The organism is Tamlana sedimenti, from assembly GCF_038148895.1.
Taxonomy (GTDB): domain Bacteria; phylum Bacteroidota; class Bacteroidia; order Flavobacteriales; family Flavobacteriaceae; genus Tamlana.
In genome coordinates this window covers 450204-465183 of sequence record NZ_JBBVGQ010000003.1, presented here as the reverse complement: position 1 = coordinate 465183, position 14980 = coordinate 450204, and the positions used below count along the sequence as shown (strand labels likewise).

The window sequence follows — 14980 nt, the reverse complement described above, 5'->3', positions numbered from 1 at the left end:
ACTATGAACTATAATAGTTTACCTGCTCTTTGGTCAATCCTAAAGTTACTATATTTTATTATGCAAGTCTAAAGGAACTATAGCCGGTGTTGTACGCAGTGATTTTATTGAATTGTATCTTTTACGTAAATCATTTTCTCAAAATAAACTCTTGCAGTCATACTGTCAATTTCTTTGTCCTCAAATGGACCATAAGAGTACTCTTCCATATATCCTCTTAACAGCTTTTTTCCTGGATTTTTGAACCAACTTCCAAAAATTGCTACGTGTCCAAATCTTTCAGGGTCAATATCGGGAAACCATTTTTGATTGATTGTGTCAATTTTTAAGTTTTTAAAATGGTCTGTTCTAACGAGGCTGTCATTTGGAAAAGGTGAATTGAAATTTTCACTTTCACTGTGTAAAAAGACTCTGATTTGAGAATCATAATCTCTTATTCGACGAGAATTACAATATACAACTCCACGAATTGGTTCATTTAAGTAGATAGTGTCTTTGTTAAAATCGAAAACATTATAGTCAGTTGCTCGTGTTCCTAAAGTGTCATTTACAAATTCTTTTTGTTTAAAAATGGAATCTTGGTCTCTCCAAGCAAGTGTATCTCCTTTTATATTAAGAAACCAAGCTCTATTTATTCTTGAATGTCCATCTATCACAAACCATTCTCTTATTTCCCTTAATTTCCCATCATTTGAGTATAAATTCCAAATTCCGAATGGCTTTCCGTTTTTATGGATTTTCCCTTTTTTAAATATTTGTCCGTTTCTATAGAAGTAAAAAAGACTATCGTGATTCTCAAATTTCACAGTCTTTTTGAAAGTCAAATTTTTATTATCAGAATAAAATTCCAGTTTTTCATTCGGTTTGGTTTCCGATGATTTTTCTTTACAACCTAAAATTGTAAAAGTTAGAATTAATATTATAAGTAGGTTTTTCATCATTGCGTACAACGTGTTATATGTGGAATAAAAGTACACATTATCCCTTATTTATTTCCGGATAATAGGAATTTTTGTTCCTCATTTTGGGTTTCTTTTAATCCAACTTTACGCGCTCGTTTCTATTGGCAAGTTCCCAAGCCATATAAAAAATTAGGCGTGCCCGAGTTTCCAAAAACTCATAATTTATCTTGTCTGGCGTATCGGTTGGCCTGTGGTAATCGGCATGTGTACCGTTAAAATAAAATATTACGGGTATATTGTGTTTGGCAAAATTATAGTGGTCCGATCGGTAATAAAATCGATTGGGGTCGTCATCGGCGTTATAGGTATAATCAAACTCTAGGTTGAAGTATTTTTTGTTCACTTCTTCAGACAGGTTGTGCAGTTCTGTGCTTAATTTGTCTGAACCAATTAAATACAGGTAGTTCGGTTTGCCTTCGTGCTTGGGGTCTATACGCCCAATCATGTCTATATTTAAATTGGCAACCGTGTTTTCCAAAGGGAAAACAGGGTCGACATCGGTGTAATAACGTGAGCCATAAAGTCCCAATTCTTCTCCAGAAACATGTAAAAACAAGATGCTGCGCTTGGGTGTAAATCCGTCTTTTGAGGCGGCCTTAAAGGCTTCGGCAATTTCTATGATGGCCACTGTGCCCGAGCCATCATCATCCGCACCATTGTTTATGTCTCCATTTCTTGAAATGCCTATATGGTCTAAATGTGCCGAAATAACCACGACTTCATCTGGTTTTTCGCTTCCTTTTATGTAGGCGAGCACATTTTCGGAATCCTTGGTTCCGTTGGGTAAAAACGATGCCGGAATTTCTTGAAAATAGTCATCCTTTGAAATCGGGGAGGGGATGCCTTCCAAAACATATTGGTTCTTAATGAATTCTACGGCTTTTTTCTGCCCTGGTTCACCGGTTTTTCTGCCTTCAAAATCATCTGAAGCATAGGTGTACAGCATGCTTTTAAGTTCGCTTGCCGTAATGGTTTTGGCATATTTTTCAGGATTGGTAACAACCGATTTGTTTTTGCTCTGCGAGTTGCTGCATGACGAAATGGATAGGGCAGCAGAAATAAGAATGGCAAGTATTTTCAAAGTTACATAGTTTATAATACGTAACTATATTACAAAAAAAGAACGGAGTTTGCCGTTAAATTTTATCTATTTTAACAGTTCGTTCTCTGCGTCTATAGCTAAGCGGTGCTCTTGGTTTGCAATTTGCCAAGCCGTGGCGAATATAAGCTTTGTGCGTTTTTGTAAAAGCTCGAATTCTATTTTATCTGGCGTATCGGTTGGCCTATGGTAATCTTGGTGTTCGCCATTGAAGTAAAAAATTACCGGAATGTCTTGCACGGCAAAATTGTAATGGTCTGACCTTGAATAATAATCATTTTTTTCACCTTCCACATTATATCGGTAATCAATATTGATGTTGAAATAGGCATTGTTTACTTTTTCGGAAATGTAGTGCAGTTCTTTGCTCAATCGGTCTGAGCCAATTAAATAAATGTAGTTTTTATTGTTTTTTTGTTGCTCGTCAACTCGGCCAATCATATCAATATTTAGGTTGGTGAGCGTATTTTCCAAAGGGAGAACAGGGTGCAAAGCGTAAAATTCAGACCCGAGTTTTCCTATTTCTTCGGCCGTTAAATGAAGAAAAAGTATTGAACGTTTTGGCCCGTGCCCTTCATCTTTAGCTTTTTTAAAGGCTTGCGCCATTTCCATTAGGGCTACCGTCCCCGAACCGTCATCGTCGGCGCCATAATTTATTTTTCCGTCTTTAGTAATGCCAAGATGGTCTAAATGCGCCGAAATGATTATAATTTCTTCTGGCTTTTCCGTGCCCTCGACTATAGCCAAAACGTTTTCAGAGTTTTTTATGTTGCTGCCAAGAAATTCACCCGGGATAAATTGAAAGTAACTATCGCCGCCAAATGGTGATGGAATATGTTCTTCTATATAATAGTCCCTTAAAAAATTGGCAGCTTTTTTTTGACCAGATTCCCCAACTCTTCTTCCAGCGAATTCTGTGGAACAAAATGCGTACAAATGTGTTTTTAATTCCTCTACAGTAATGGTGTTGGCATATTGCATGACCAAAGCGCTGTCTACCAACTGTATATTGTCTTTTACGTTTTGTATTCTTTCGATGTATTTCGGTTTGGCACACGTACCAACTAAGGCTAAAAGAGAGAGGATTGTAAAGGTTTTCATGTGTGTTTTTACAGGTTTAATCCCTAGTAATTTACAGTCAAAATATTCTCTGGGGCGTAAAAGTTTTTATTGAATGTGTTTCATGTCAAATCTTTTACAAAGATAAAAAAAAACAGAAATTACTTACTATTCAATAGATATATCTTCCAATTCTGATTCGTTTATCTCAACCTCTTCAATTTCAATGTTTTCTAACTCAGATTCATCAATTTCCAAGTCTTCAATTTCAATACCTTCCAATTCGTCCAAGGCCTCTTCTTCAAGTTTTGTTTCAGTAGCTTCCAAAGCTTCGGTATCGGCAACTTTCGCTTCTGTAAATATGGCTTTATAAACGGTAATGCCTAATGCCATAATGGTCAATAAAAATGAAAACTGGATGATTTTTTTTACTTGTCCCGATTTTTTCGAAAGGTAAAATGCAATCAATCCAAATACCAAGGCAGCTATTGATGGAAATACCGCAAAGTTTGAAACAGGCAATACGGCCAATATTATGGCGAAAACGGATGCGATTATGGCCAAAATAGTGAATAGTCTTTTCATTTTTTTAATACGTTAATTTTTTAAACCAGTGGCAGAATTTATCTTGAGTTCGCCCGTGCCAACTGGTATTTTAAATTTTCCGTAAACTGGAATTTTGTTGGCATCGGCCGTTAGCCACAATGTGCCTTTTAATGTGCCATTGTCACTTGTTCCTATGGAGATTTTGTAACAGGATTTTTTTCCAAGCGATGTACTAATGGTTTCTTTTCCCAAATAGGTAATCATGCCCTTAAATTCTTCATTATCAAAAATAATGGGGAAGGTCTTGATAGTTCCGAATGACATGCTTTCAAAATCCATAATACGGATGTAATACAACGTTGCAATAACGTCCTTTGTGTTGCTTCCAATGCTAACGGTTTTATTTAAGGTGTTGTTTTTTTTCTTCATCACCGATTTTACCGTTTTTGTTTTGTGGCTGTAGGTGTATTTCATGTTTTTGTAATAACCACCTTCATTGATGTCTCTGTTATACAGATAAGGGGTTAAGCTTTTTGGGCTAACATAACTTTCGTATAAATCCCTGATTTTGAAAAAAGTATCCCATTTGCTGTATGTAGTTGCCGTGCATTTTAATTTTAAAAGTGTTGCCGAAGATGTTTTTACCGGACTTGTTTCCATGGTAACTTCGGCCAAATCGGTTAGGATGCCAGACATATTATATGATGCCGTGTAAGTGAGTTTTTCGTTAAATCCGATGGCGTTATTCTGTGCACTTAAGGTTAAGGAAAATAAGCATATAAGTAAAAGTGATATGTGGCGCATGTATTTAAGTTTAAGATATAACGTGTTGCTTATCATTTATTGTGCCGAAAATACAATGCTTAAAATTATTATGCTAATTTTTTGTTTGCTTTAAACACGGTGGTTGCCACCTGATTTTTGTCATAGTTTTATTTTTATAACTCTTCTATATTTACTTGACAAACTAATTTTTTACAATAACACCCACCCATGAATCAGTGAACTAACTGAATGAAATTTAATTTTTTAAGCCGAATTAATACCTCAAACCGATGAAAAATATTTTACTGCCAACCGATTTCTCTAAAAATTCTATAGGTGCTATAAATTATGCCATGCAATTGCTTAAAGATGAAGCCTGCCATTTTTATATTCTAAATGTGCAAAAGGCATCGTCGTTTATTACTGACGACCTTATGGTGGTAAATTCATCAGCTACGGTTTATAAAACATTGATTGATGCCTCAAAAAAATCTATGGAAAACATTGTTTTGAGCATTAAAAAGAAGTTTAAGAACAGCAAGCACGAATTTCATACCATTGTGGATTACGACAATTTTGTGGATTCCATAAACCAAGTTTGTTCGAACCAAGATATCGATTTGATTATCATGGGTACGCACGGCGCATCAGGACTTGAAAAAGTTTTTTTTGGAAGCAATACAGCACATGTCATGCAGCGCAGTAAAACCCCAGTTTTGGCTATACCCCATGGCTACAAATTTACCAAGTTGGATGCCATTGCCTTTACCACCAGTAACCTAACATTTTTTAAAATAAAGGATTTAATGGCCTTAAAGTATTTGGTGAAATACCATCGGGCAAAGCTAAACATTTTGCACGTGGCCGACGAGCAATCAGCACAAAACCAAGCTTTAAATGAAGGCTTTTTTCAAGTGTATTTTAATGATGCCAATAATGAGCTTGTTAACCTTAATGGCAAAGATGTTTTTGATGTGATACATGATTACATAAAGAATCATGATATAAAAATGCTGGCCATGATGAACAAAAAACATTCGTTTCTTGAACGATTGTTTACAAGACACCCTGTTGAAACCTTCGCCTTTAAAATAGATATCCCGCTTTTGGTGATGCATAAAAATAACTAGAAAGGCATTTTTTCAATTGAAAATTTAATCTGAAGTCATCAGTTAATGCTTAACAATTTTTGTTGTTAAATATTAACCACTAACTTTATAAAATTATAGACCAACCTTTAATTTTATATGAAGTTAAGACCCCTCTTTTTTCTGTTTTTTATTTGTCTTCATAACCTATTTGGCCAATCCGCCAAGCTTGATAGTTTAAAAAACTCTTTTGAAAATAATAAGTTGACAGATTCCATAAGGTTTGAAGCTGGTTTGGATGCTTTTATGCTGCTGTTCAGACAAAATCTTGATACGGCAAGAGTTTATGGAAATGAGGTTTTGGAATTTTCTAAACAAAAAGGAAACAAAAATTGGGAAGCAACTTCGTTGCGCCTTTTGGGCAATACTTATGCGGTACAAGGCAATTATAATGAGGCCTTAAAGTTTTTTTATTCCAGCCATGAAATTCTAGAGGCATTGGACGATAAAAAGGGTTTGACCACCACTTATAACAACATTGGAAGCATTTATTATGAACTGGGCAATTTTACGAAGGCCTTGGAATATGAGCTAAAGGGGCTCAAATTGGCTGAGGAGAATGACGATAAGGTTAATTTGGCGCGCCTATCCAATAATTTGGGAAATGTATTTATTCGGCAAAAAAATAATGAAAAGGCTCTGGAATATTATACGTATAGCCTAAACATAAAAAAAGACTTGGGCGATAAATATTCCTTGACACATACGTACAATAATTTGGGATTGGCGCATCAAAACTTAAAGAATTACGATTTGTCCTTGAGCAATTTTTTAAAGTCGGCCGAGATTGCTGAGGAAATAAATGATGCACGTTCAGAGGCAAGGGCTTACAGTAATATTGGTGAAATGTATAGTGTGCAGGGGAAGTTTGCCGAAGCACTGGAATACTTAAACAGAAGTATGACGATGCACCATGAAATTGGCGATCGCGAGGGTATGATAAGTACCTATTTATATCGAGGAGCAGGAACTTATTTTCATCAAGGTAAATATCTTTTGGCGCGAGACGACTGCAAAAAATCATTTGATTTAGCTACAGAAATGGGTGTTCTAATCGCCAAAAAGGAAGCCTGTGATTGTTTGGCAAAGGTTTATGAAAAACTGGGCAATTACAGTGAATCCCTTAAATATTTTAAGATGTCTTCTATTGCGAAAGATTCCTTGTTCAATAATTCAAAAACACAAGAAATAACACGCAAGGAAATGGAATACCAGTTTGAGAGACAGCAACTGGCAGACAGTATTGCGTTCAACAAGGAAAAGGCGAAACAAGAATTGCGTTATTCGGAAGATTTAAGCAAGCAGCGCAACAAGGTCAATCTTGTCATTTTTGGCACCATTGGTTTGTTATTGATTGGTGGTGTTTATTGGCGGTCTAGGCAAAAAAGTGCAAAGTTAAAACAAGAGCGCAACGTTATTTCAAGATTAAAGCAGATAGACCAGCTAAAAGATCAGTTTTTGGCCAATACATCACACGAACTGCGAACACCACTTAATGGTATTATCGGACTTTCCGAATCCTTAAAGGATGGTGCAGCTGGCAAATTATCTGCAAAAGCCATGGAAAATTTAGATATGATAGCCAATAGCGGTAAACGCCTCTCTAATTTGGTGAATGACATTCTGGATTTTTCAAAGCTTAAAAATCAAGATTTAAAATTGGCACTACAACCAGTGGACCTTTATTCAGTAACGAAACTAGTACTGAAAGTTTCAGAGACTTTGGTTGATGGAAAACCCATAAGGCTCATCAATTCCATACCAAAAGATATTGCTTTGGTAGAGGCCGATGAAAATAGAGTGCAGCAAATACTTTATAATTTAATAGGCAACGCCATAAAATTTACGGAGGAAGGCAAAGTAGAAATTCAAGCTGCAAAATTAGACGATATGGTGGCTGTTGCCATCACAGATACTGGAATTGGCATTCCTGAAAATAAATTTGAGGATATTTTTAAATCTTTTGAGCAGATTGATGGCTCAAACATTCGGGACTATGGTGGCACAGGATTGGGGCTTTCGGTTACGAAACAATTGGTGGAGCTTCATGGTGGCGATATTAAGGTAGATTCCAAAGTAGGTGAAGGTTCAATGTTTACATTTACCTTGCCGATAAGTGACAAAACGCGAGAAGATTTGAGTGAAAAGGATATTGTTGGGATAGAGGAAAAAGTTCAAAGAACAACTCCTGAAAATTCACAATTGGCATCACCCTTGGAAAATAGGGATAGTTCCGATATTAAAATATTGATTGTTGATGACGAGCCCATAAATAGGAGGGTGTTGGAAAACCATTTAAACCTTGCGGGCTACCAAGTTTTTGAAGCCAGCAATGGCAAGGAGGCCCTAGAGCTGGTTGATAATAATGATTTTGATTTGATTCTATTGGATATTATGATGCCCAGAATGTCTGGATATGAGGTTTGCGAGATTATTAGAAAAACCTATTCGCCAAGTGAATTACCCATAGTCATGCTCACTGCCAAAAACAGGGTTAGTGATTTGGTGACGGGCTTTAATTTAGGCGCCAACGATTATTTGACCAAGCCTTTTTCAAAAAACGAATTGCTAAGCAGAATAAAAATGCATTTAAATTTGTATGGCATTCACAAAGCTACAAGTCGTTTTGTGCCATCTGCGTTTTTGAAATCCGTTGGAAGAGAGGCGATTACAGATGTGGTTTTGGGTGATTTCACAGAAAAGGAAGTAACAGTAATGTTTGCCGACGTTCGAGATTACACAAACCTTTCAGAATCCATGACGCCAAAGCAGAATTTTAAGTTTGTAAATGCTTATGTTGGTCGCATGGGGCCATTGATTCAGAATAATGGCGGCTTTGTCAACCAGTATCTTGGTGATGGCATTATGGCATTGTTCCCCGAAAATGCAGGTCACGCTTTACAAGCTTCTATTGAAATGCAAAAAACCATTCATGAATATAATAAAAGGAGAATTTCTGAGGGGTTTAAGCCGATTTCAGTCGGTATAGGTCTTCACACTGGCGATTTGGTCATGGGTATTATTGGTGACAGTGAAAGAAATGATACAGCCATTATAGCCGATACGGTCAATACAGCTTCCAGGATGGAGGGCGTTACCAAGCATTATGGTGCAAATATTATTGTTAGCGAAGATGCTTTAAACACCATAGAAAACAAAGATGATTTTAACTTTAGGTATCTTGGTAAAGTTCGGGTGAAGGGTAAGAATAAATCGGTTGGTATTTATGAGTGTTTTGATGGGGATGAAACTGAAAGTAAGGAGCAAAAGTTAAAAACAAAATCCACTTTTGAAAAAGGATTAAAATACTTTTTTAATAAAGAATTTCCCAAGGCATCTGCAGCATTTGATAAAGTTTTGAGCAAAAATCCACAAGATTATGTGGCAAGCTACTTTATTACCAAATCTGCAGAATATACCATTTCAGGAACTCCAGAAGATTGGGATAAGGTTAATGTGTTCGATAAAAAATAACCCAATAATTAAGGGCAATATACTATTGACCTTCCTTTATGTATCCCCAGCCTTCTTGCTGTTTTTCTATAATTTCTAATATACCATCCGGTACGGTTTTTACGCCTTTTATGAGTTTTGATTCGTCAACATTATGGCGTTTCATGGTCCCTTCGCAAATAACAAAGTCAATATTGTCTTTTTGTGCCAGTGCTTCTAAATCTTCTGCAACTGAAGATTTGTCTTTAAGCACCATGTCCATGGCACCACTGTACATAACAACTTCAAATTTAGAATCCGGGTAGGCATTAGACATCGCTTTAACGTGTCTTACAGCAGATTTATGCACTTTTGTGTCATTACTGGTTACGTCAAATACTATTTTAACAGGTTTGGCTTGTGCATAAGCCACTCCTGTAAAGGCCAATGCCAAAACTAGATTAATTAATGTTTTCATAATTTATTATTTGTTTTTATTCTCCTGCAAATATGTATCCGCAGCCATGTTCTTGAGCTCTACCTAAAGCCCAAACCCCTGAAGGTACTGGTTGTATGCCTGGAAGAATACCATCTACCCATTCTTCGTAAACTGCTTTAGGGTCTAAATTCATTTGGGTTGCTACTGCGTTACTGTATACCTTCGTTGCTAAATCACATGCACAGAACATAGCACCTCTTTCTTGTAGCCTTTTGATGCCCTCAATCATGGGAAGGGGGAAGTCGCCTTCTTGAGGTTCATAATATGGGTTTCTTTTATAAGGGGTTCCATCCGCTTTCTTAACATTAAAGACTTCACCTAACGGGTATTTTTCCCATAGACTATCTTCTAGTGCCAATCCTAGTGCGCTATGTCTTAAAACAGTCATGGCAGTCATGTCTTCATCAGGTGTGCCAGTGCCATTATTGGTTAAATAAAAGGCCCAGTTCCATGTAATGGGAAACCCCATATGAGGTGTAGAACCATCATACACGATTCTGTGTGATCCTTTAATGTTGTCAAACCAGTTTTCAGCGTCATTCATTTTCTTTGTGTCAGAAACAGGAATATTCGCGTAAATTGGATTGGATAGCACAGAAAAAGTGCTTGCTGTTGCGCCAAGGGCTAAAGCTCCTAGGAATTGTCGTCTGGAATTGCTGTTGTTTGTTTTCATAATTACTTGGTTTTGGTGATGTTATACTTCTCTTTATAAAATGCCATAATGGGCTGAAATGGACCTAGTTGATGTTGTTCAATCGAAAAATCGTCTGCATAAGGAGGGTAAGGTGTAGAGACCGGTTTTTTCTTTAAGTCTGGAAAATCTCGTTCAGGATTTTGCTTTTGGGGTCTTGGTTTTTGGTTGATATAACCCGCTACATCATAAGCTTCTTCATCGGTTAAAACGGGCACATCATATGAGGCTAGCTCAAAAGGCATGTTACCTTTTATAAATTTAGCTGCTGTGATTACGCGGTTCATGCCAGCACCATTATTAAAAGAGTTTTCTCCCCATAAAGGTGGATATTCGTAAGTATATCCGTCAATTGCCTTTTTACCCTGACCATTCTTGCCATGGCAGGTAACACAATGTTTGGTGAATACCTTGTTGCCATTATCCAGATTTACGGCTCTATTGGGAATTTCTAGTTTAACAAACCCTGTACCCTTAATTTTGCCATCTTTTGGGGCGTGTCTGCTTAACCATTCTAAATAGCTTACTATGGCTCTCATTTCTTTACTGTCTTCAGGTAAAACCCTACCATTCATACTACGTTCCATGCATCCGTTAATGCGTTCTTCAATAGTACCTATTTTATTTTCCCTTCCACGGAATTGAGGAAAACGCTGAATGATGCCAATCAAGGGGGCAGAAAAAGGTTGTGTTCCCAGATTTAAATGGCAGTTTCTGCAGGCTAGTCTGTTGCCTTGATATACCATTTGGGGGTTTCCATTGTCTGGACCTAAATACTTTGGCGTTTTTGAAAATAGTTCATAGCCATATTTTAGCATTTCATTATCTTTTGAATTACTAACTAATGAAACGTCATAATTCTTGTCATAAATACTGGATAGTTTATGGCCTGATTTGAAACCACTAAGCGGTATAACATCAAAACAGCAAAACAAAAAAAGAACAGCCAATATTATAATAGAACTAAAGTAAATCAATACCAGCCTGGTAGCTTTTTTATACATATGAAAGGCATCATCCTGCATTCTACTGTTTTATATAAAGTTATTTAAGCCAAAAATTTCATTATCCTTTAAAGGGCAACATTTAAATCTTAGTCTTTTAAGATCTTTTAAAACGTTAACGAATTTGGGGCGCGTTATTAGTAAACAGTCTTGAGAGGTTGAATGGCTAACTAGGGAGATTTTTCAAATAATTGAATAATACCTGACCTAAAGTTACAAAAAAATATGTGTTGATTGGGAAAACCAAGGTTTTTATATCTATTCGTTTTGTCATTTCCTCTTAAGGGTTCAATTTTTATTTGTTAGTTGTTGATTAATCTTTTTGTTCTGTAAAAGTTTAGCTCTATTCATAAATGGAGGGCAAGAAAGTGCTAGATATTTATCAAACCTTCTATCTATATGCTTTTGGATTTGCCGCGTTTTACTGTTGAATTGTAATGGGTCAGTGTAAAGAAGTTTTGAAAACCTGTCCTCCAATTTCAGATAATCTTGAATTTTAATTGATGGTTCTTTGGAATCCAATTGTAAAGTGTTCAAGCCTTTTTCAGCACGTCTGAGGTCATTTCTGTACAATAACCATTGCCCAGAGTCAACTGCAGCTTTGTGGTATTGTGAGGGGTTTTTCATGTCTATACCATGTGACTCACTGTGGCAGTAAGCAATTATTATTGAGGGACCATCAAAACTTTCAGCTTCGTTAAAAGCCTTCAAGGTTTGTTCTTGGTCGGCTCCAATGGCTACCGATGCCACATAAACATTGTTATAAGTCATGGCCAAAAGTCCTAAGTCTTTCTTGTGTTTTTGTTTTCCGTTGAATGTGAATTTTGCTTCTGCTCCAAAAGGTGTTGCTTTTGAGGCTTGTGCACCCGTATTATCGTAAACCTCATTGTCCAATACCAAGATGTTTATGTTCTTTCCGGTGGCAATAGCATGGTCTAATCCACCATAACCAATATCGTATGCCCAGCCGTCGCCGCCAACAATCCAAACGCTTCTTTTAATTAAACTATCAACAATAGCCAAAAGTTGTTTCACTTCTGGTTTTTGGATTTTGTTCAATAAACCCTTGAGCTTATTAACCCGGGCTCGTTGGCTGTTTATTTCAATTTCATTTTGTTGGGACGCTTTAAGAATATCATTCACTAAATCAATCTCTAAATGAGGCGCAAGTTTTATTAGAAGTTGTTTTGCTTGGTGTTCTTGTTGGTCTATGGACAACCTATAACCTAATCCAAATTCGGCATTGTCCTCAAACAGGGAATTTGACCATGCTGGCCCTTGTCCGTTCACATTTTTCGCCCAAGGGGTTGTCGGTAAAGCACCTCCAAAAATAGAACTCGCACCAGTTGCATTGGCAATGAGTAATCTGTCACCGAATAACTGCGATAATAGTTTTAAGTAAGGCGCCTCACCACAACCTTCAACACCGCTTGAATATTTAAATAAAGGTTCTTGTAATTGCTGTTGGCTTACTTTGTTTACATCAATTTTCGTTCTGTCGAATTCTGGAAGGGTTTCAAAATAGCCCCAGTTTTTGTTTTCATCGTTTAGCGTTTCGGACTTCTTAACTAGTTTTAAAGCTTTAACAGGACATGCATCAACACAGTTGTTGCAGCTGTTGCACTGATTGGGATTGACTTGGATGGTGTAGTTCATCAAGTCAAAATCTTGAGAAACAACATAGTCGAATTTTTCGGGTAAAGATGCTGCAAACGAATCGTCAAAAACTTTAATTCTTAATGCTCCTTGTGGGCAGGCCATACTACAGGCTCCACATTGTGTGCACAAATCGGTATTCCATTCTGGTAAAAAATGGTTGTTTGTTATTTGGTCATACTTTGAAGTACCTGTTGGATAGGTGCCATCTTTTGGAAGAATACTAACCGGTATGTCGTTGCCTTGGTTGTTTAAAAGTTGCCCTAAAAGGGATGCGTTAAATGCATCATCAAAGGGAATTTCATTTGATTCCTCTTTAATAACTGTTGTGTCAACTTCATAAATGAATTCCAATAAACTAGTTTGATTGTCATTAATGAGAATGTCATTTTTTAAAGCCAAAAAACAAGCATGAAATTCTGAAATATTTTTTTCGTTCAAAACAGTACTGGCTTTTATTTCATCTGTGTTGACGACTAAGAGTTGTATTTTTTTCTTAGTAATTAATTTTTGAGTTTTTGCCGTTAGCGATTGCCAAAATGCTTTTGATGTTTGTGAAGAGTTAACCAAGAGCGTGCCTCCTGTTATAAGTTTTTTTATGACATCAGTATTTTGTGTGAAGTGTGCATGTTGGCAACCAATAAAATTGGCCTGTTCTATTAAATAAGGTGCTTGAATTTGTTTTTTGTCAACGCGCAGGTGAGCGATGTTATGACTGTTTGATTTTTTATAGTCACAAGCAATATAACCTTGAACAAATAAGTTTTTGTTTTGTCCAATGTGCTCTACGGTATTATTGAAGCTTTCGGTGGCTAGTTTGTTTTTTTCTTGATAAAAAATGGCTTGGTAGTGACTGTTTTTTAAAATGACGGTTTCTGAATAGTCCAAACTTAAATTTGTTATGTCGTCATTAATGCCAATGGTAAAATTATTTTTTGGCTGCTCGTGTTTTAGGTTGTTGAAAATAGCCGCAACCATTGAAGGGGTAAATTCTTTTGAAGATAACCCATAGCGACCTCCAATAATTCTGGGGGTCGAGCTAATCTCACATTTTTGATAAGCCTCTGAAACAGATTGTAGTACATCTAAATATAAAGGTTCGCCGGTGCTTCCAGGTTCCTTGGTTCTGTCTAAAACAGCTATGGATTTCACCGATTTTGGTAATGCTGAAATAAAATGTTTGGTGCTAAATGGGCGAAATAATCTGACTTTTACTAAGCCGTATTTATTGCCGTTTTCATTCAATTGATTGATTGTAGTTTCAATAGTTTGAGTTGATGAAGCCATTGAAATGATGATGTGTTCAGCCTCTTCATGTCCAACATAATCAAAAAGTTTATACGTTCTGCCTGTAAGATTGGCGAACAAATCCATTTTGTTTTGAACAACTTCTGGACAGGAATTATAAAATGAATTGATGGCTTCCCGACTTTGAAAAAACACATCCGCACCTTGTGATGTGCCCCTTAAAACGGGATTGTTGGGGTTTAAAGCCCTTTCACAATGTTTTTGAATGTGTCGTTGATCAATTAGTGAATTGATAGTTGTATCATCAATGATTTCTATTTTATTGATTTCATGCGATGTTCTAAATCCATCAAAAAAATGTACAAAGGGAATTCTTGATTCAAGAGAAGCTGCCTGTGAAATTAAGGCGAAATCATGGGCTTCCTGAACGGATGCACTGCCTAACATGGCATATCCAGATTGACGAACGGCCATAACATCACTATGGTCACCAAAAACGGAAAGTGCATGGGTAGCAATACTACGGGTCGCTACATGAATAACATTGGGTGTAAGTTCAGCGGCTATTTTGTACATGTTGGGTAGCATCAAAAGCAAACCTTGTGATGCCGTAAACGTTGAAGATAACGATCCCGTTTGCAAGGCACCGTGCATGGCTCCAGCAACGCCTGATTCACTCTGCATTTGAAAAACTGATGGTACATAACCGTCTATATTGGGCTTGTTTTCTGCGCTCCATTGCTCTGCCAGTTCACTCATTTCAGATGCTGGCGTAATAGGGTAAATAGGAAACACTTCGTTAGTTTTGTACGCTATTTGAGCCACGGCTTGATTGGCATTCAATATTTTCGTAGTAGTGGATTTCATCTTG

General features: G+C 36.8%; 11 protein-coding genes. 2 read left to right on the top strand and 9 right to left on the bottom strand.

The features are described from left to right. Nucleotides 1–104: 104 nt before the first annotated feature. The 5 genes from WJN01_RS10255 to WJN01_RS10235 form a co-directional block, all read right to left on the bottom strand. Nucleotides 105–941, bottom strand: a complete 837-nt coding sequence (locus WJN01_RS10255; protein WP_320418837.1) for a toxin-antitoxin system YwqK family antitoxin — start codon at nt 939–941, stop codon at nt 105–107. Between the two features lie 94 nt (nt 942–1035). Continuing rightward, complete coding sequence (locus WJN01_RS10250) at nt 1036–2043, bottom strand: M28 family metallopeptidase (protein WP_445197065.1); 1008 nt, start codon at nt 2041–2043, stop codon at nt 1036–1038. A 66-nt stretch (nt 2044–2109) separates the two neighbouring features. Further along, complete coding sequence (locus WJN01_RS10245; RefSeq protein ID WP_445197064.1) at nt 2110–3162, bottom strand: M28 family peptidase; 1053 nt, start codon at nt 3160–3162, stop codon at nt 2110–2112. 126 nt (nt 3163–3288) lie between these two features. Further along, nucleotides 3289–3705, bottom strand: a complete 417-nt coding sequence (locus WJN01_RS10240) for an FUSC family protein (protein WP_445197063.1) — start codon at nt 3703–3705, stop codon at nt 3289–3291. 12 nt (nt 3706–3717) lie between these two features. Beyond that, entirely contained in the window at nt 3718–4470 is a 753-nt protein-coding gene (locus tag WJN01_RS10235; protein WP_445197062.1) for a DUF3108 domain-containing protein, read from the bottom strand. A 251-nt stretch (nt 4471–4721) separates the two neighbouring features. On the opposite strand from WJN01_RS10235, the gene WJN01_RS10230 reads away from it, so the two are divergent. Both WJN01_RS10230 and WJN01_RS10225 read left to right on the top strand, forming a co-directional pair. After that, nucleotides 4722–5561, top strand: coding sequence for a universal stress protein (locus WJN01_RS10230; protein WP_445197061.1), 840 nt, complete (start codon nt 4722–4724; stop codon nt 5559–5561). Between the two features lie 117 nt (nt 5562–5678). Continuing rightward, on the top strand, nt 5679–9053 hold the full coding sequence (locus WJN01_RS10225; protein WP_508493503.1) for a tetratricopeptide repeat protein: 3375 nt from the start codon (nt 5679–5681) through the stop codon (nt 9051–9053). A gap of 22 nt (nt 9054–9075) precedes the next feature. On the opposite strand, the gene WJN01_RS10220 is transcribed toward WJN01_RS10225, so the two are convergent. The 4 genes from WJN01_RS10220 to WJN01_RS10205 all read right to left on the bottom strand — a co-directional run bounded on the left by WJN01_RS10220 (nt 9076) and on the right by WJN01_RS10205 (nt 14976). Beyond that, nucleotides 9076–9489: a DsrE family protein gene (locus WJN01_RS10220; RefSeq protein WP_445197059.1), complete on the bottom strand. Its 414-nt coding sequence runs from the start codon at nt 9487–9489 to the stop codon at nt 9076–9078. 16 nt (nt 9490–9505) lie between these two features. Further along, nucleotides 9506–10183 carry a Tat (twin-arginine translocation) pathway signal sequence containing protein gene (locus WJN01_RS10215; RefSeq protein WP_445197058.1) on the bottom strand — a complete coding sequence of 226 codons (678 nt, stop codon included), beginning with the start codon at nt 10181–10183 and terminating at the stop codon, nt 9506–9508. A 2-nt stretch (nt 10184–10185) separates the two neighbouring features. After that, nucleotides 10186–11226, bottom strand: coding sequence for a c-type cytochrome (locus WJN01_RS10210; protein WP_445197057.1), 1041 nt, complete (start codon nt 11224–11226; stop codon nt 10186–10188). 267 nt (nt 11227–11493) lie between these two features. Next, entirely contained in the window at nt 11494–14976 is a 3483-nt protein-coding gene (locus tag WJN01_RS10205; protein ID WP_445197056.1) for a 4Fe-4S binding protein, read from the bottom strand. Between the last annotated feature and the right edge of the window lie 4 nt (nt 14977–14980).